14 protein-coding genes and 1 pseudogene are annotated in these 17,287 nt (G+C 72.6%); 4 read left to right on the forward strand and 11 right to left on the reverse strand.

Annotation, left to right across the window (positions count from 1 at the left end; genetic code table 11):
• The 3 genes from E1258_RS18425 to E1258_RS18435 form a co-directional block, all read right to left on the reverse strand.
• Positions 1-897: acyl-ACP desaturase (locus E1258_RS18425; protein WP_132402718.1), on the reverse strand; the 897-nt coding region annotated here is incomplete at its 3' end.
• Positions 898-984: 87 nt separating this feature from the next.
• Positions 985-2,313, reverse strand: a complete 1,329-nt coding sequence (gene hisS, locus E1258_RS18430) for a histidine--tRNA ligase (protein ID WP_132402721.1) — start codon at positions 2,311-2,313, stop codon at positions 985-987.
• Positions 2,314-2,365: 52 nt separating this feature from the next.
• On the reverse strand, positions 2,366-3,085 hold the full coding sequence (locus E1258_RS18435; protein WP_132402724.1) for an MBL fold metallo-hydrolase: 720 nt from the start codon (positions 3,083-3,085) through the stop codon (positions 2,366-2,368).
• Between the two features lie 258 nt (positions 3,086-3,343).
• On the opposite strand from E1258_RS18435, the gene E1258_RS18440 reads away from it, so the two are divergent.
• Both E1258_RS18440 and E1258_RS18445 read left to right on the forward strand, forming a co-directional pair.
• Positions 3,344-4,216 carry a peptidylprolyl isomerase gene (locus E1258_RS18440; protein ID WP_132402727.1) on the forward strand — a complete coding sequence of 291 codons (873 nt, stop codon included), beginning with the start codon at positions 3,344-3,346 and terminating at the stop codon, positions 4,214-4,216.
• Positions 4,217-4,283: 67 nt separating this feature from the next.
• On the forward strand, positions 4,284-5,123 hold the full coding sequence (locus tag E1258_RS18445; RefSeq protein WP_132402730.1) for a peptidylprolyl isomerase: 840 nt from the start codon (positions 4,284-4,286) through the stop codon (positions 5,121-5,123).
• A gap of 63 nt (positions 5,124-5,186) precedes the next feature.
• Here the strand turns inward: E1258_RS18445 and E1258_RS18450 are convergent.
• The 8 genes and pseudogenes from E1258_RS18450 to ruvC all read right to left on the reverse strand — a co-directional run.
• Positions 5,187-7,466 (reverse strand): annotated as a pseudogene (locus E1258_RS18450) (bifunctional (p)ppGpp synthetase/guanosine-3',5'-bis(diphosphate) 3'-pyrophosphohydrolase); the annotation flags it as partial.
• Between the two features lie 450 nt (positions 7,467-7,916).
• Positions 7,917-8,483: an adenine phosphoribosyltransferase gene (locus tag E1258_RS18455; RefSeq protein WP_132402734.1), complete on the reverse strand. Its 567-nt coding sequence runs from the start codon at positions 8,481-8,483 to the stop codon at positions 7,917-7,919.
• Between the two features lie 96 nt (positions 8,484-8,579).
• Positions 8,580-9,767 (reverse strand): protein translocase subunit SecF, encoded by a 1,188-nt coding sequence (gene secF, locus E1258_RS18460; RefSeq protein WP_132402737.1) that lies wholly within the window; start codon positions 9,765-9,767, stop codon positions 8,580-8,582.
• A gap of 1 nt (position 9,768) precedes the next feature.
• Positions 9,769-11,640: a protein translocase subunit SecD gene (gene secD / locus E1258_RS18465; protein ID WP_132402758.1), complete on the reverse strand. Its 1,872-nt coding sequence runs from the start codon at positions 11,638-11,640 to the stop codon at positions 9,769-9,771.
• 245 nt (positions 11,641-11,885) lie between these two features.
• Positions 11,886-12,230 carry a preprotein translocase subunit YajC gene (yajC, locus tag E1258_RS18470; RefSeq protein WP_132402740.1) on the reverse strand — a complete coding sequence of 115 codons (345 nt, stop codon included), beginning with the start codon at positions 12,228-12,230 and terminating at the stop codon, positions 11,886-11,888.
• Positions 12,231-12,369: 139 nt separating this feature from the next.
• Entirely contained in the window at positions 12,370-13,440 is a 1,071-nt protein-coding gene (gene ruvB, locus E1258_RS18475) for a Holliday junction branch migration DNA helicase RuvB (protein ID WP_132402743.1), read from the reverse strand.
• A complete protein-coding gene (gene ruvA / locus E1258_RS18480) occupies positions 13,437-14,039 on the reverse strand; it encodes a Holliday junction branch migration protein RuvA (RefSeq protein WP_132402746.1) in 603 nt (200 codons plus the stop codon). The genes ruvB and ruvA overlap by 4 nt, the downstream gene beginning before the upstream one ends.
• Complete coding sequence (gene ruvC / locus E1258_RS18485; protein ID WP_132402749.1) at positions 14,036-14,563, reverse strand: crossover junction endodeoxyribonuclease RuvC; 528 nt, start codon at positions 14,561-14,563, stop codon at positions 14,036-14,038. The genes ruvA and ruvC overlap by 4 nt, the downstream gene beginning before the upstream one ends.
• A 237-nt stretch (positions 14,564-14,800) precedes the next feature.
• On the opposite strand from ruvC, the gene E1258_RS18490 reads away from it, so the two are divergent.
• Both E1258_RS18490 and E1258_RS18495 read left to right on the forward strand, forming a co-directional pair.
• Positions 14,801-15,583, forward strand: a complete 783-nt coding sequence (locus E1258_RS18490) for a 3-hydroxybutyrate dehydrogenase (protein WP_132402752.1) — start codon at positions 14,801-14,803, stop codon at positions 15,581-15,583.
• A 14-nt stretch (positions 15,584-15,597) separates the two neighbouring features.
• Positions 15,598-17,287, forward strand: a 1,690-nt coding sequence (locus tag E1258_RS18495) for a GAF domain-containing protein (RefSeq protein WP_132402755.1), incomplete at its 3' end; no start/stop codon positions are given.

Here is a 17,287-nt window from a genome sequence, read left to right on the forward strand (position 1 = left end):
CTTCTCCTCGAAGCGGGACGCGTGGGTCTGCAGGGTCTCCAGGTGGACGGCGATCTGGTCGCGGGCAGCCTCGCCGTCGGCGTCCAGGCCCGTGACGTTGAAGACGTCCCACTGGCGCAGCACCGGGATGACCACCTCGTCGCGGTGCTGGCGCAGGTCGTAGATGCCGGCCAGGGCGATCGCCACCGACTTGCGGGCGAAGCCCTCGATGCCCACGCCGGGCATCTGGAAGTCCTCCAGGACGTCGGCGATGGCCCGCATCGCCTGGCTCGGGGCCAGTTCGAGGGCGGCGGCGAGCAGGTTGCGGTAGAAGACCATGTGCAGGTTCTCGTCTGCGGCTACGCGGGCCAGCAGAGCCTCGCAGGCCGGGTCGCCGGTCACCCGGCCCGTGTTGCGGTGCGAGATCCGGGTGGCCAGCTCCTGGAACGACACGTACGCCAGCGAGCGCAGCATCGAGTCGTCGTTGGAGTTGGTGTAGCCGGCGGTCATGTGCACCATCCGGGCCCGCTCCAGGGCCACCGGGTCGACCGCCCGGGTCACGGTCAGGTAGTCGCGGATGGCGGTGCCGTGCCGGCCCTCCTCGGCGGTCCACCGGCCCACCCACGTGCCCCACGCCCCGTCCGGGCCGAAGAGGGTGGCGATCTGGTGGTGGTACGAGGGGAGGTTGTCCTCGGTCAGCAGGTTCACGATCAGCGCGGTGCGCGCGATCTCGGGGATCGTCGAGTCCGACGGCGACCACGCCTGCCCGCCGAGCGGTCCGTCGAAGGTGCGCCCCTCGCTCCACGGCACGTACTCGTGCGGGAACCATTCCTTGGCCATCGAGAGGTGTCGGTCGAGGTTCTTCGCCACGACGGGTTCGAGCTCGACGAGCAGGGCGGTCTGGCTGAGTGCGGTCACGAAGTTCTCCCTACGGTGGCGTAACTTACGCCACCGTAGGTCCTCCGCGCCGTACGCGCCAGTAACGCCCGGCCCGCGCGTCCCGCCTCAGCCGACCAGGGGTTTCAGGTCCGCCCGGGGCGGGGTCCACTCTCCGGCCGCCGCCACCATCTGCTCGCCGGAGCGGATGTCCTTCACCTCGTCGGGCGCCCCGTCGACGCCGGGGAACCAGACGTACGGGATGCCGCGCCGCTCGGCGTGCCGGATCTGCTTGCCGAACTTCGCCGCGCTCGGCGCCACCTCCGTGGGCACCCCCCGGCGGCGCAGCGCGTCGGCGACCGCGTTGCTCGCCGACCGCAGCTCCTCGCTGGTCACCGCTACCAGCACGCACGTCGGCACGCTGCGGGACACGGTGAGTGCGCCCGCGCCGAAAAGCAGCCCGAGCAGCCGGCTCACCCCGATCGAGATGCCCACTCCGGGAAAGGACACGCCGCCGGCGCTGACCAGGTTGTCGTACCGGCCGCCGGAGCAGACCGAGCCGAACCGCTCGTGCCCGGCGAGGGACGTCTCGTAGACGGTGCCGGTGTAGTAGTCCAGCCCGCGCGCGATCCGCAGGTCCGCCACGCACAGCCCCGGGGAGTGCGCGGCGGCGGTCTCCACCACCGCGGCCAGCTCGGCGATGCCCTCGTCGAGCAGCGGGTGGCTCACCCCGAGGCCGCGCACGGCGTCGGCGAACGAGGCGTCCGGTGCCGAGATCTCAGCGAGGGCCAGGCACGCCTTGGCCTGCGCCTCGCTCGCCCCGGCCGTCTCGGCGAGCAGCTCGGCGACCTTGACCGGGCCGATCTTGTCGAGCTTGTCGACCGCGCGCAGGGCGGCCTCCGGGTCGGTCAGCCCGATGCCCCGGTAGAACCCCTCGCAGATCTTGCGGTTGTTCACCTGGATGGTCACCGGCGGGATCGGCAGCGAGCGCAGCGCGTCGCCGATCACCAGCGGCATTTCGGCCTCGTAGTGGGCGGGCAGGGTGTCCCGGTCGACGATGTCGATGTCGGCCTGGAGGAACTCCCGGTAGCGCCCCTCCTGCGGGCGCTCGCCCCGCCACACCTTCTGGATCTGGTATCGGCGGAACGGGAACTGGAGCCGGCCGGCGTTCTCCAGCACGTAGCGGGCGAACGGCACGGTCAGGTCGAAGTGCAGGCCGAGGGAGTCGTCACCGGCCGGCCCGTCGGCGTCGGCCTGGAGGCGGCGCAGCACGTAGACCTCCTTGGAGGTCTCCCCCTTGCGCAGGAGCTGATCGAGGGGCTCGACCGAGCGGGTTTCCAGCGGCGCGAAGCCGTACAGCTCGAAGGTGGCGCGGATCCGGTCGAGCACGAACTGCTCGATCATCCGCTGCGCCGGCGTCCACTCGGGGAAGCCGGAGATGGGCGTGGGCTTGCTCATGACGCTCCTTCACAGACCCGCGCCGCCGGCGCGGGAAGGACCGAGGCGCGGCCTAGAGACCGCGGGTGGGTGCGGCCGGGCGCGCGCCGCCGGCGGCCGCCACCTCGATGAGGTACGGGTTGCTCGCGCGCTCGCGGCCGATGGTGGTCGCGGGGCCGTGGCCGGGCAGCACCACCGTGTCGTCGGCCAGCGGGAGGATCTTGTCCCGCAGGCTGGTGAGCATCCGGGGCATGCTGCCGCCCCACAGGTCGGTGCGGCCGATCGAACCGGCGAAGAGCACGTCGCCGGAGAGGCAGACCTGCTCGGCCTCCCAGCGGGAGCCGGCGCCGGGCAGCCGGAACAGCACCGACCCGCCGGTATGGCCCGGAGCGTGGTCGACGGTGATCTCCAACCCGGCCAGCGACAGGGTCGCGCCGTCGGTCAGCTCGGCGACGTCGTCGGGCTCGGCGTACGGCAGCCGGCCGCCGAAGAGCGCGGTGAGGTCCATGGACAGCGCCTTGCCCGGGTCGGCCAGCAACTCGCGGTCCTCCGGGTGGACGTACGCGGTGAGGCCGCGGGCGCCGCAGACCGGCGCGACGGAGAACGTGTGGTCGAGGTGGCCGTGGGTGAGCAGCACGGCGGCGGGGTGCAGGCGATGCTCGGCGAGGACGGCGTCGAGTCGGTCGACCACCCCGATGCCCGGGTCGACCACCACGCACTGCTCCCCCGGCCCGGTCGCCACCACATAGCAGTTGGTGCCGAAGGCGTCCGCGGGAAAGCTCGCCACGAGCACGCCGCTCCCCTTCCGTCTAGCTGTCTCACCCTGCACCGGCAGCCTAGTCGCAGCGGCGAGCCGGTTGCGCCGGCCACCCGCCCCGGTGGCCCCGGCGGCCCAGTGAGCAACTCCGATAAACCCAGCCCGGACCTCGTACACCACTTTCCCAGTCGCTACCCGTACACTCTGGCGGGCGTGTGGCGTGGCGCACGTGGCACCCGACGGGGCGCGACACCGACCGCCGGTGACCATCAGGGTAGAGGAAGGGGAGCACGGGTGGCTTCCAGCAGGGACCGGCAGCGCAAACTGGCGCGGGCCAAGCTCGACCGGCAGCTGGCGCGACGGGCCGCCCGGAGCAGACGTCGGCGGCAGATCCAGGCCGGTGTCGGCGCCGCCGTGGTGCTCGCCCTGATCGTGGTCGGTTCGGCCTGGGCGCTGGGCGCCTTCGACGACCCGAAGCAGAACACGGCCGCCGAGGACGTCTGCCTCTGGACGCCGCAGGACGCCACCGCGAACACCAACCTCAAGGACGTGGGCACCCCGGCCACCACGGGCCTGCCGACCTCCGGCACCCGGGCGCTGACCGTCACCACCAACCAGGGCGCCCCGATCACGGCGGAGCTCGACCTCGCGTCGGCCCCCTGCGCCGGGGCGAGCATCGCCCACCTGGCCAGCCGGGGCTTCTACGACAACACGAAGTGCCACGAGATCACCTCCGAGGGCGCGCTGCGCTGCGGCGACCCGAGCGGCACGGGCCTCGGCGGCCCGACGTACTCGTTCTACGACGAGAACGTCCCGGTGCTGCCGGAGGCCAGCCCGTCGGCCAGCCCCGCGCCCGACCAGCCCCCGGCGTACCCGAAGGGCACGGTGGCGATGGTCGCCAACCCGCCGGGCGCCAACGGCAGCCAGTTCCTGATCTTCTTCAAGGACTTCAACCCGGCCAAGCCGGCCTACCCGGTGATCGGGAAGGTCACCGGCGGCCTGGACGTGCTCACGAAGATCGGTGCCCTGCCGACCGTGGACAATGGGAGCGGAGCCAAGGTGAAGCCGAAGACCGACGTGGTGATCCAGAGTCTCACCGTCGGCGAGCCGACGACGGCCCCGGCCCCGGCCACCAGCGGCCCCACGGCCAGCCCCGACGCCGGCTGACCCGGCTCCCCCGAACCACACAGCCTGCGGCACCGGCCGCGCCCGAGACAGTCCAGGAGGATCGACCGTGACGTCCACGAAAGAGCGGCAGCGCGCGGCGGCGCGCGCCCGACTCGAGCGGGAGATGGCCGAGCGCGCGGCCAGGGCCCGCAAGCGCCGGCAGACGCAGGCGATCGTCGGGGCCGGGGCGGCCCTGCTGCTCGTGGTCGCCGGCACCGTCTGGCTCGCCACCAGCATCGGCGGTGACGACGACAAGGCCCAGGACACCGCCGCCGACCCCGGCTTCGTGCAGTGCGCCTGGACCGAGATCCCCAAGGACCAGCGGACCAAGGAGATCAAGGACGTCGGGCTGCCGGCCGCCCAGCAGCCGAACACCGGCACCCAGACCCTGACGCTGGACACCAACCTGGGCCCGATCACCGCCAAGGTCGACCGGTCCGCCGCGCCGTGCACCGCCGCCAGCTTCACCCACCTGGCGAGCAAGAACTTCCTCGACAACACCAAGTGCCACCGCCTGGTGACCGAGGGCATCAAGGTGCTGCAGTGCGGCGACCCGAGCGCCACCGGCAAGGGCTGGCGGGACACCGACGGCACCGGCGGCCCGAGCTACCGGATGACCGAGGAGAACCTGCCGACCGACAAGCGCCCGCCGTACCCGGAGGGCGTCATCGCGATGGCCAACTCGGGGCAACCGGGCAGCACGGGCAGCCAGTTCTTCATCGTCTACGGCGACTCGCCGCTGGACGCGAACTACACCGTCCTGGGCACTATCACCAGCGGGATGGACATCGTCAAGGAGGTCGCGAAGGCCGGCGACGACGGCGCGTACGCCAAGCAGGCCGGCGGCGGCCACCCGAAGAAGGAGGTCGTCATCGAAAAGATGACGATGAGCGAGCCGCAGGGCTGACCGCCCCCGCACACGGAAAGCGCCCGCCGGCGACAGAGCCGGCGGGCGCTTTCCGTGTGCGGTTCAGGCCCCCGAGGTGACCCGGTAGGCGTCGAACACCCCGTCGACCTTGCGGACGGCGGCCAGCAGGTGCCCGAGGTGTTTCGGGTCGGCCATCTCGAAGCTGAACCGGCTCACCGCCACCCGGTCGCGGGTGGTGGTGACCGTCGCGGAGAGGATGTTGACCCGCTCCTCGGAGAGCACCCGGGTGACGTCCGCGAGGAGCTTGTGCCGATCGAGGGCCTCCACCTGGATGGCCACCAGGAACGTGGAGGCGGAGGTGAGCTTCCAGCTCACCTCGACCACCCGTTCGCTCTGGGCCCGCAGGTCCTCGGCGTTGGCGCAGTCGTCGCGGTGCACGCTCACCCCGCCGGATCGGGTGACGAACCCGAAGACGGAGTCCGGCGGCACCGGCGTGCAGCACCGGGCCAGCTTGATCCAGACGTCGCTGACGCCCCGGACCACCACGCCGGGGTCGGCGCTGCTCTGCCGGCTGCGCGGCGGCCGGGTGGCCACGGCGGTCTCGGCGATGTCCTCCGCCGCGCCCTCCTCGCCCCCGTACGCGGCCATCAGCTTCTGCACCACCGACTGGGCGGAGACCTGGCTGTCGCCGACCGCCGCGTACAGCGAGGCGACGTCGGCCAGGTGCAGGTCCCGGGCGATCGCCATCAGCGCGTCGGAGGTGAGCATCCGCTGCAGGGGCATGCCCTGCTTGCGCATCGCCTTGACGATCGAGTCCTTGCCGGCCTCGATCGCCTCCTCGCGCCGTTCCTTGTTGAAGTACTGCCGGATCTTCGTGCGCGCCCGGGGGCTCTTGACGAAGCCCAGCCAGTCCTGCGTCGGCCCGGCCGTCTCGGACTTCGACGTGAAGATCTCGATCACGTCGCCGTTGGACAGCGTCGACTCCAGCGGCACCAGCTTGCCGTTGACCCGCGCCCCGATGCACTTGTGCCCGACCTCGGTGTGCACCGCGTACGCGAAGTCCACCGGCGTCGACCCGGTCGGCAGGGGGATGACGTCGCCCTTGGGGGTGAAGACGTACACCTCCTGGCTGGACAGGTCGAAGCGCAGCGCGTCGAGGAACTCGCTCGGGTCGGCCGCCTCCCGCTGCCAGTCCAGCAGTTGACGCAGCCAGGTCATCTCGTCGATGTGCGCGGGCGGGCCGACGATCTGGGTGCCCTTGTGCTCCTTGTACTTCCAGTGCGCGGCGATGCCGAACTCGGCGGTGCGGTGCATCGCGTACGTGCGGATCTGCATCTCCACCGGCTTGCCGGTGGGCCCGATGACCGTCGTGTGCAGCGACTGGTACATGTTGAACTTGGGCATCGCGATGTAGTCCTTGAACCGGCCCGGCACCGGCTGCCAGTTCGCGTGGATCACGCCCAGCGCGGCGTAGCAGTCCCGCACCGTGTCGACCAGGATCCGCACCCCGACCAGGTCGTAGATGTCGTTGAAGTCGCGGCCCCGCACGATCATCTTCTGGTAGATCGAGTACAGGTGCTTCGGCCGGCCGGTCGTCTCCGCCTTGATCTTGGCGGCCTTGAGGTCGGTGCCCACCTTCTGCGTGACCTGGCGCAGCAGCGACTCCCGCTGCGGCTGGTGCTCCCCGATCAGGCGCAGGATCTCCTCGTACCGCTTCGGGAACAGCGTGCCGAAGGCGAGGTCCTCCAACTCCCACTTGATCGTGTTCATACCGAGGCGGTGGGCCAGGGGGGCGAGGATCTCCAGCGTCTCCTTCGCCTTCTGCTCCCGCTTCGGAGCCGGCAGGAAGGAGAGGGTGCGCATGTTGTGCAGCCGGTCGGCCAGCTTGATCACCAGGACCCGCGGGTCCTTCGCCATCGCCACGACCATCTTGCGGATCGTCTCCGCCTTCGCGGCGTCGCCGAGCTTGACCTTGTCGAGCTTGGTCACCCCGTCGACGAGCAGCGTCACCTCGCCGCCGAAGTCGGCCCGCATCTGGTCGAGCGTGTACTCCGTGTCCTCGATCGTGTCGTGCAGCAGCGCGGCGACCAAAGTCGTGGTGTCCATGCCCAGGTTGGCCAGGATGGTGGCCACCGCGAGGGGATGGGTGATGTACGGGTCGCCGGACTTGCGGTACTGGCCGGAGTGCCAGCGGTTCGCGGTGTCGAACGCGGTCTGGATCAGCCGCGCGTCGGCCTTGGGGTGGTTCTCCCGGTGGCTGGAGATCAGCGGCTCCAGCACCTCGCTGACCTGCGAGGTCTGCCAGGGCGCGTTGAACCGGGCCAGCCTGGCCCGCACCCGCCGCCCGGTGGGCGCGTTGGAGAGGGCGAATCCACCGCTCGGCGACGGATCGTCGGCGACGTCGGCCGCGAACACCGGTGTCCCGACACCTGCCCCCGCTGCCCTGCCGTCGGCGGACGCGGGGCCCGCGCCGTTCCCGGCGGCCCGGGCGTCATCGCCCCGGTCGGTCACCAAACCGTCAGCGTCGCCTGTCGGGTGCACCGTGCCCTCCACCGGAGGGACGACATCGTGGGACACCGGCCTCCTCACCGCTCGCCGGGGATGCGCCGACCGTCCGGCCGGCCTGGTCTCTCGCCGCCCGGACGGTCACCCGCCCGGTCAGCAAAGGGCAATGCTACCCGCACGCACGGTGCCCCGCCGCTCCGCCGGACGGTCCCCACCGGGTCCATCCGGCGGCCGGGGCCCACCAAACGGGCAGCGGGGCACGAACGGCACAGCCGGCGCGCCGGGTGCCGGCCACCGGATGCCCGGCGGTGGCACACCCCGGGCTGCTCACACGCTCAGCAGGGCGTGCACGGGGCGCGGGGCGAGCCGCTCGCGCCCGCCGAGGAAACCCAGCTCCAGCAGGACGGTGAAGCCGGCCACCGTGCCACCCGCCCGCTCCACCAGGTCGAGGGTGGCCTCGGCGGTGCCGCCCGTGGCGAGCACGTCGTCGACCACCAGCACCCGGTGCCCGGCGGTGAACGCGTCCTGGTGCACCTCCAGCGTCGCCTCCCCGTACTCCAGGGCGTACGAGGCCGAGTAGGCGGGCCGGGGGAGCTTGCCGGCCTTACGCACCGGCACCACGCCCACCCCGGTCGCGTACGCGATGGCCGCCGCGATGACGAAGCCCCGCGCCTCGATGCCCACCACCGCGTCGAACGCGTCCCGCCCGTGGTACGCCACGATCCCGTCGACGACCTGCCGGAACACCTCGCCGTCGGCGAAGAGCGGCATCAGGTCCTTGAACATCACACCCGGCTTCGGGAAGTCCGGCACGTCCAGCACTCGGCTGGCGACCAACTCGGCGGCCTGTGGGCCGCTGTCTCCCCGTACCCCGACGCTGTGCGTCTCCGTCACGACGGTCCCGTCTCCCTTCATAGCCGACGGCGTCCTGCACGCTGCTCGCACAGCATGAAGGACGCCGTCGAAACGTTTCCTACCGGGTGCGGCGGATCAGCGCCGCTTGGCACCGCCTGGCCGGTTACCGCCGCCACCGGCGGGGCGACCGCCCCGGGCGCCGGTCGAGCGCTTGCCGGCGGGCCGGGCACCCACCTTCGGGGTGGCCCCGGCCAGGGCCGCGTCGGCGTCGACGGGCTCGTCGCCGTCGGCGGCCGGGCGCGGCGTGCCCTTCGGGGTGGTCTCGCCCCCGGCGAGGGCACCCCGCCGGGCCAGGACCCGCTTGTTGTGCGCCTGGATCCGCAGATCGTAGTTCTTCAGCAGCACCAGCAGCGGGGTGGCCAGCAGGATGGAGGTCAGGAAGGCGACCGCCATACCGACGAACAGCACCAGGCCGAGGTCCTTCAGGGTGCCCGCGCCGAGCAGGCCGGCACCGATGAAGAGCAGGCCGCCGACGGGGAGCAGCGCGACCACCGAGGTGTTCAGCGACCGCATGAGGCTCTGGTTGATGGCCAGGTTGGCCGCCTCACCGTACGTCTGGTTGTTGTTCGCGGTGATGCCCCGGGTGTTCTCCTGGACCTTGTCGAAGACCACCACCACGTCGTAGAGCGCGAAGCCCAGGATCGTGAGGAAGCCGATGATCGTCGACGGGGTGACCTCGAAGCCGACCAGCGAGTAGATGCCGGCGGTGAGGATCAGGTTCATGAACAGTGAGGAGACGGCGGCGACCGCCATCCGCCACTCGAACCGCAGGACCAGGTAGACCGTCACCAGCGCGATGAAGATCACCAGGCCGAGCAGCGCCCGGGAGGTGACCTGGCTGCCCCACGCCTCGCTGACCTGGTTGCCGCTGATCTGGTCGGGCTGGATGCCGAACGCGCGGGCCATCTCGGTCTTCGCCGCGTTGGCCTGATCGGCGGTGAGCTGCGAGGTACGCATCTCGTAGAAGTCACCGCCGGTGCCGCCGACCTTCTGCGCGGTGACCACCTCGGCCCCGGCCGCGGTGCTCGCCAGCGCCGCGTCCACCGTCCGCTCGGCGTCGTCGAGGGTGCCGACGCTGGCCGGCACCTGGAACGAGTTGCCGCCGGCGAACTCGATGCCCAGGGTGAAGCCGCGCAGGGCGAAGCTCAGCACGGCGATCAGGATCAGCGCCCCGGCGACGCCGAACCACAGCTTGCGCCGGCCGATGACGTCGAGGCCGGCCTCGCCCGCGTAGAGGCGACTCGCCAAACCAGTCTTAGCCATCTCAGGCCTCCTTGACGCGCGAGGTGCGGGTGGCCTGCTCGCTGCGCGCGGGCGGCAGGATCCGGCCGAGGCCACTGACCCGCGGGGACAGGAACGCCCGGGTCCGGGCGAACATCGTCATGATCGGGTGACGGAACAGGAAGACCACGACCAGGTCGAGGACCGTGGCCAGGCCGAGGGCGAAGGCGAAGCCCTTCACCGCGCCGACCGAGACGATGTAGAGCACCACGGCCGACAGGATGGTGATCGCGTTCGCCGAGATGATCGTCCGCCGGGCCCGGATCCACGCCCGCGGCACCGCGCTGCGGGGGCTGCGGCCCTCCCGGATCTCGTCCTTGAGCCGTTCGAAGTAGATGACGAACGAGTCCGCCGCCACGCCGAGTGAGACGATCATGCCGGCGATGCCGGCGAGGGTGAGGGTGAAGCCGATCTGCCGGCCCAGGACGATCAGCGCGCCGAAGACCAGCAGCGCCGAGAGCACCAGGCTCAGGAAGATGACCGAGCCGAGCAGCCGGTAGTAGAAGAACGAGTAGATGATGACCAGCAGCATGCCGATGCCGGCGGCGAGCAGGCCCGCGCGCAGGTGGCTCGCCCCGAGGGTGGCGGTGACGTTCTGCTGCTCCTGCGCCTCGAAGGTCACCGGCAGCGCGCCGTAGCGCAGCTGGCTGGCCAGGGCGCTGGCCGTCTTGTTGTCGAAGCTCCCGGTGATCTGCGAGTCACCGGTCAGCACGCCCTGGATCTCCGGCGAGGAGACGACCCTGTTGTCCAGCACCACGGCGACGCGGCACTTGCCGTCCTGGCCCAGCGCGGTCTGGTCGCAGGCCTGGCCCTCGTTGTTGAACGCCTCGCGGGTCAGGTTGGTCCACTTCGCCTGGCCCTCGCCCTTGAAGTCGAGGCTGACCACCCAGGAGCTGGTCTGGTCGAGCACGGCGTTGGCGTCGCCGACGTCGGTGCCGAGCACCTTCGCCACGTCGAGCAGATATTTCTGGACGCCGTCCTCGCAGGCGACCGCCTTCTGCTTCTCGTCCTTGATCGACGCCGGCGGGCGCTGGTCCAGCTGCGCGCAGGTGATCGTCGGGACGTTGAACTGCATCTCCGCCGGCAGCACGGCGACCTCGCGCGGCGTGAGCGTGCCGAACGGCTTGAGCTTCTCGGCCAACGACGGGTCGGCGGTCAGGTCGGCCGGGGCCTGCAGGCCGCTGGCGGCCTGCCACGCGGCGGCGCCGACCTTCTGCTCGACGGCCTTGCGCTGCTCCTCGACGCCCGGCGACACCGGCTCGGCGCTGGCGCTCGGCGACGGCGCGGCGGCGCTCGGCGACGGCGATCCGGAGGCGCTGGCGCTCGGGGCCGGCGCCCCGCCGCCCTGGCCGCCCGCGCTCGGCGACGCGGTGGCCTTGGCGCCCGATGGCGACGCGCTGCCGGACGGCTTCGGCGAGGCCGTGCCGGACGGGGCCGGCGTCGGGGTGGGCGCCGGGGCCGCTGCCGCGCCGCTGCCGTCGGCGGCCTTGAGCACCTTGCGGAAGCGCAGCTCGGCCGCGCTGCCGACGTCGGTGAGGTCGCGGTTCTCGCCGGGCAGGGAGATGACGATGTTCCGGTTGCCCTCGGTGACCACCTCGGCCTCGGCCACGCCGTACGCGTTGACCCGGTTCTCGATGATCTGGCGGGCCTCTTCGAGGTTCTCCGCCGTCGGGGGCTTGCCGTCGAGGCTGTTCGTCGCCTCCAGCGTCAGCCGGGTGCCGCCGACCAGGTCCAGACCGAGCCGGGGCTCCAGCCGGTCCTTGAAGCCACCACTGGCGCCGCCCGAGAAGAACACCAAGAGATAGAGGACGACGAAGATGAACCCGAGCACGGCGAGCTGCCGTCCGGGCCGCATCTGTCCCTGGGGTGGTGGTGCCACGGCTGTCTGTCTCCCTGTTACGGTCGCGCCGCCGGGGCGGCGGCACGAGTGTCGGGCCGGGGATCCCGGCGACGGGTGTCGGGGCCGGCGACCCGACGTCGACACGGCTGCCCCCGGCCGCCGCGGGGGCGGCGGCCGGCAGCGCTCACGCGTCGGCGTCGGGTGTCGACCCAACTATCCAGTTCTATCGCTGTCTCCGCTGCCCCGTACCGGGACGACGGTCACTCCTTGACGGTCTCGGCGTCCTCGGTCGCCTCGGCCGGCTCGGCCCGCTCGGCCTGGCTGACGACGCGGGCGATGGCCGGACGGGCGTACCGGGTCTGCACACCGGGGGCGACCTCGAGCAGGACGGTCTCGTCGTCCACGCCGGTGACCGTGCCGTAGAGACCGCCGATGGTGACCACCTCGTCGCCGGGGGCGAGGGCGGACTGCATCCGCTCCGCCTCGCGGCGGCGCTTCTGCTGGGGGCGGATCATCATGAAGTACATGACGCCGAAGAGCAGGGCGATCATGAGGATCGGCGTGAGTCCGCCGGCTCCTCCGCCACCCGCTGCTGCGTAAAGCACGGTTACTGACCTTCCGATTGGCCTCCGGCTCGGCACGAGGGGCACCGGAGCGGAGGCGGATTCTCACGTCCTGTACAGACCGCGGCGAGTCTAGTCCCTGCACCTGGGAACGCCGAATGCGACACAGATCACGAACGGATCACGGCTCATCGGGCGCGGCGGAGAACAGATCGGCCACGGGAGCAGCCTCGGCACCAAATGTACCATTCGGCGGGGTACGGCCCAGATGCCGCCAGGCCGCCTCAGTGGCCACCCGCCCCCGGGGCGTACGGGCGAGCAACCCGGCCCGGACCAGGAACGGCTCGCAGACCTCCTCGACGGTGTCCGGCTGCTCCCCCACCGCCACGGCCAGCGTGGACAGGCCCACCGGGCCACCCCGGAACGAGTCGACCAGCGCGGTGAGCACCGCCCGGTCCAGCCGGTCCAGCCCGAGCGCGTCGACGTCGTACACCGTCAGGGCCGCCCGGGCGGTCTCCACCGTGACCACGCCGTCGGCCCGGACCTCGGCGAAGTCGCGCACCCGGCGCAGCAGCCGGTTGGCGATCCGGGGGGTGCCCCGGGACCGGCCGGAGATCTCGACGGCGCCGTCGTCGGTGATCGGCACCCCGAGGATGCGCGCCGACCGACGCAGCAGCACCTCCAGGTCGGCCGGGGAGTAGAAGTCCAGGTGCGCGACGAAGCCGAAGCGGTCCCGCATCGGCCCGGTCAGCAGGCCCGAGCGGGTGGTCGCCCCGACCAGGGTGAACGGCTCGACGTCCAGCGGGATGGCGGTGGCCCCCGGCCCCTTGCCGACCACCACGTCGACCCGGAAGTCCTCCATCGCGCTGTAGAGCAGTTCCTCCGCCGGCTTGGCGATCCGGTGAATTTCGTCGATGAACAGCACGTCGCCCTCGCCGAGGCTGGTCAGGATCGCCGCGAGGTCGCCGGAGCGCTCGATGGCCGGGCCGCTGGTCACCCGGATGCCGGCGCCCAGCTCGGCCGCCACGATGTTGGCCAGGGTGGTCTTACCCAAGCCAGGCGGCCCTGACAGCAGAATGTGGTCGGGCGGGGAACCGCGCCGCATCGCGCTCTGCAACAGCAGGTCGAGCTGCTCGCGGACCCGGTGCTGGGCGATGAACTCCTCCAGCCGCTTCGGCCGGACGCTGGCCTCCGCGTCCCGCTCCGCGTCGTTGACGTACGCCGAGACGAGGTTGCCGTCGGGGCCCGTCATCGGGCCCGGCCGAGAAGACGGATGGCCTGCTTGAGCAGGACCGGCACGGGCGGCGGCGGGCCGTCGACGGTCTCCGCGACCGCGGCCACCGCCTGGTCGGCCTGCCCGGCCGTCCAGCCGAGGCCCACCAGGGCCTGACGGACCTGGTCGGGCCAGGCGCCCCCGGTCACCCCGGCCGCGCCGTCGGCGCCCACCGGCACCGCGCCGATCCGGTCCCGCAGCTCCAGCACCAGACGCTCGGCGCCCTTCTTGCCGATGCCCGGCACCCGGGTCAGCGCGGCGGTGTCGGCGTTGGCGATCGCCTTGCGCACCGCGTCGGGCGTGTGCACGGCGAGCACCGCCTGGGCCAGCCGGGGACCCACCCCACTCGCGGTCTGGAGCAGCTCGAACAGCTGCTTGGCGTCGTCGTCGGCGAAGCCGTAGAGGGTGAGCGAGTCCTCCCGGACCACCAGGCTGGTGGCCAGCCTGGCCGGCTGGCCGATCCGCAGTTCGGCGAGCGTGCCGGGGGCGCAGTGCACCGCCAGGCCCACCCCACCGACCTCCACCACCGCGTGGTCCGGGCCGGTCGCGGTCACCGTCCCGCGCACACTGGCGATCATCGTGCTCCTCCTCGTCGTACCCGGTCGGCCGCGGCGGCCAGCTTCGAGCGGGTGCCGCCGCGCCAGACGTGGCAGATGGCCAGGGCCAGGGCGTCGGCGGCGTCGGCCGGCTTCGGCGGCTCGGGCAGCCGCAGCAACCGGGTCACCATGGTCGTCATCTGCGCCTTGTCCGCCTGACCGGACCCGGTGATGGCGGCCTTCACCTCGCTCGGGGTGTACGTCTGCACCGGCAGCCCGGCCCGCGCGCCGGCCAGCACCGCGATCCCGCTGGCCTGGGCGGTGCCCATCACGGTGCGCACGTTGTGCTGGCTGAACACCCGTTCGACGGCGACGGCGTCCGGCCGGTGCTCGGCCACCAGGTCGGTGAGCGAGCGGTCCAGGTGCAGCAGGCGCAGCGGCAGGTCGTCGCCGGGATCGGTGTAGACGACGTAGTAGGCGACCAGGGTGCAGGGGCGGCCCGGCACTCCCTCGACCACGCCGACCCCGCACCGGGTCAGCCCCGGGTCGACCCCGAGCACGCGCACGCCACCTCCTCCCACCACGCCAGCAGTACGTGTGTTCGACACCCTACTGGGCGCCCCGGGAACCCGCCCCCGGGGACACGCCGGCACCCCGCCCCGGCCGGCGGCGGCGGGATGCCGGCGGGGCGGGCCGTGGAGCCGCCGGGGCGACGGGTGCGTTCGGCGGCACACAGTCGAGGCGGCGAGTATGTGCTCCGGCCCCATGTGCCCCCGGCCACCCAGCTCGTAACTTTGTGCGCCATGACGGCAGAACCCGTGGTGGTCCCCCACGTCGTACAGGTCGACCTGACCGGTCGCACCGCGCTGGTGACCGGCGGTGGCGGCGGCATCGGCCGGGCCTGCGCCCTGCGGCTCGCCGCGGCCGGCGCCCGCGTGCTGGTGGTCGACCGCGACGCACGCGCGGCCGGGGAGGTCGCCGCGCTGACCGGCGGCCGGGCCGAGCGGGTGGACCTGGCCGACCCGGCGGCGGTGGACCGGCTCGACGCCGACGTGGACATCGTGGTCAACAACGCCGGCCTGCAACACGTCGCGCCGGTGCCGGACTTCCCGACCGAGCGCTTCGCCCACATTCACCGGGTGATGGTCGAAGCGCCGTTCCGGATCGTCCGCCGGGCGCTGCCGCACATGTACGCCCGGGGCTGGGGGCGGATCGTCAACATCTCCTCCGTGCACGGGCTGCGGGCCTCGCCGTACAAGTCGGCGTACGTGTCGGCGAAGCACGCCCTGGAGGGGCTGTCGAAGGTGATCGCGCTGGAGGGCGCGGCGCACGGGGTCACCGCCAACTGCATCAACCCGGCGTACGTGCGGACCGCGCTGGTGCAGAGCCAGATCGCCGACCAGGCCGCCACCCACGGCATCGGCGAGGCCGAGGTGGTGGAGAAAATCATGCTGGCCCGGGCGGCGATCAAGCGGCTGATCGAGCCGGAGGAGGTCGCGGAGTTGATGGCGTACCTGTGCGCGCCGCCGGCCGCGTTCATCACCGGCACGTCCATCGCCCTCGACGGGGGCTGGACGGCGAACTAGTGGCCTCGCGCACAATGTCGGTCATGTCGTCGCCGGTGGAGTTCCTGGAACTGCTCGCCCGGGAGGCCGCCGCGGTGGAGTTCGAGGGCCCGCTGGTGGCGGCCCGCGCAGCCGGCGTGCCCGCCGACCGGCTCGCCGAGCTGGAGCAGGCGAAGGTGGTCGCGCTACGGGTCCGCGCGCTGCTGGAGCGCCGACGCCGCCGGGAGACCGAGCTGTCCGGCCTGTACGACACCGCGAGCGACCTGGCCGGCCTGCGCGACCTCGACGACGTGCTGCGGGCGATCGTGCACCGGGCACGCCACCTGCTCGGTGCCGACGTGGCGTACATGACGCTCAACGACGACGAGCGCGGCGACACGTACATGCGGGTCACCGACGGGTCGATCTCGGCGCGGTTCCAGCGGCTGCGGCTGCCGATGGGCGCGGGCCTGGGCGGCCTCGTGGCGCAGTCCGGCACCCCGTACGTCACGGCCAACTACCCCGACGACGAACGCTTCCACCACACCGGGGAGATCGACGCCGGGGTGGGCGAGGAGGGCCTGGTGGCGATCCTCGGCGTGCCGCTGCGGCTCGGTTCCACCTCGATCGGCGTGCTGTACGCGGCCAACCGCTCCGCCCGGCCGTTCGCCCGGGAGGAGGTGTCGCTGCTGGTGTCCCTGGCGGCGCACGCGGCGGTGGCGATCGACACCGCGCGGCTGCTGGCCGAGACCCGCGCCGCGCTGGAGGAGTTGTCGGCGGCCAACACCACCATCCGGGCGCACAGCAGCTCGGTGGAGCGGGCGGCGGCGGCACACGACCGGATGACCGCGCTGGTGCTGCGCGGAGGCGGGGTGGAGGACGTGGCGTCCGCCGTCACCGACGTGCTCGGCGGGGCGCTGCTGGCGCTGGACGCCCAGGGTCGGCGGCTGGCCCGGGTCGGCCAGATCGACGAGCCGGAGCGGGCTGGCCTGGTGGAGGCGGTGGCGGCGTCGCGGACCGAGGGGCGCAGCGTCCGCCGGGGCCCCTTCTGGTACGCCGCCGTGGTCGCCGGCACGGAGAACCTGGGCGCGCTTCTGCTGCGCCCCGACGGCGAGCTGGTCGACGCCGACCAGCGCATCCTGGAGCGGGCGGCGCTGGTGACCGCGCTGCTGTTGCTGTTCCGCCGCACCGTGGCCGAGGCGGAGGGTCGGGTGCGGGGCGAGCTGCTCGACGACCTGATCGCCCGGCCGCTGGCCGACACCGACGCGCTGCGCAGCCGGGCCCGTCGCCTCGGGGTGGACCTGGACGCCCCGCACGTGCTGGTGGCCGTCGGGGACGACGCGATCGCCTCGACCGGGTCCGCCCGGCAGCGGGTGCTCTCCTGGGCCACCACGTACGCCTCGACGCGCGGCGGGCTGGCCGCGGCGCGCGACGGCCGGGTGGTGCTGATGCTGCCCGGCCGGGACGCCGGCGGCGCGGCCCGCGCGGTGTCCCGGGACCTGTCCCGGGTGACCGGCCGGCCGGTGACCGCCGGGGCGAGCGGCCCGTCGACCGACCCCGCCTCGCTGGCGACGATCTTCACAGAGGCGGACCGCTGCCTGGCGGCGCTCGGCGCGCTGGGCCGGGCCGGGCAGGGGGCGAGCACCGCCGAGCTGGGTTTCGTCGGGCTGTTGCTCGGGGCGGTGGGCGACGACCGGGGGGACCGGGACGTGGCCCGGTTCCTCGCCACCACCGTCGGGCCGGTGG

The sequence above is a fragment of the Micromonospora sp. KC207 genome, assembly GCF_004348615.1.
Lineage (GTDB): Bacteria > Actinomycetota > Actinomycetes > Mycobacteriales > Micromonosporaceae > Micromonospora.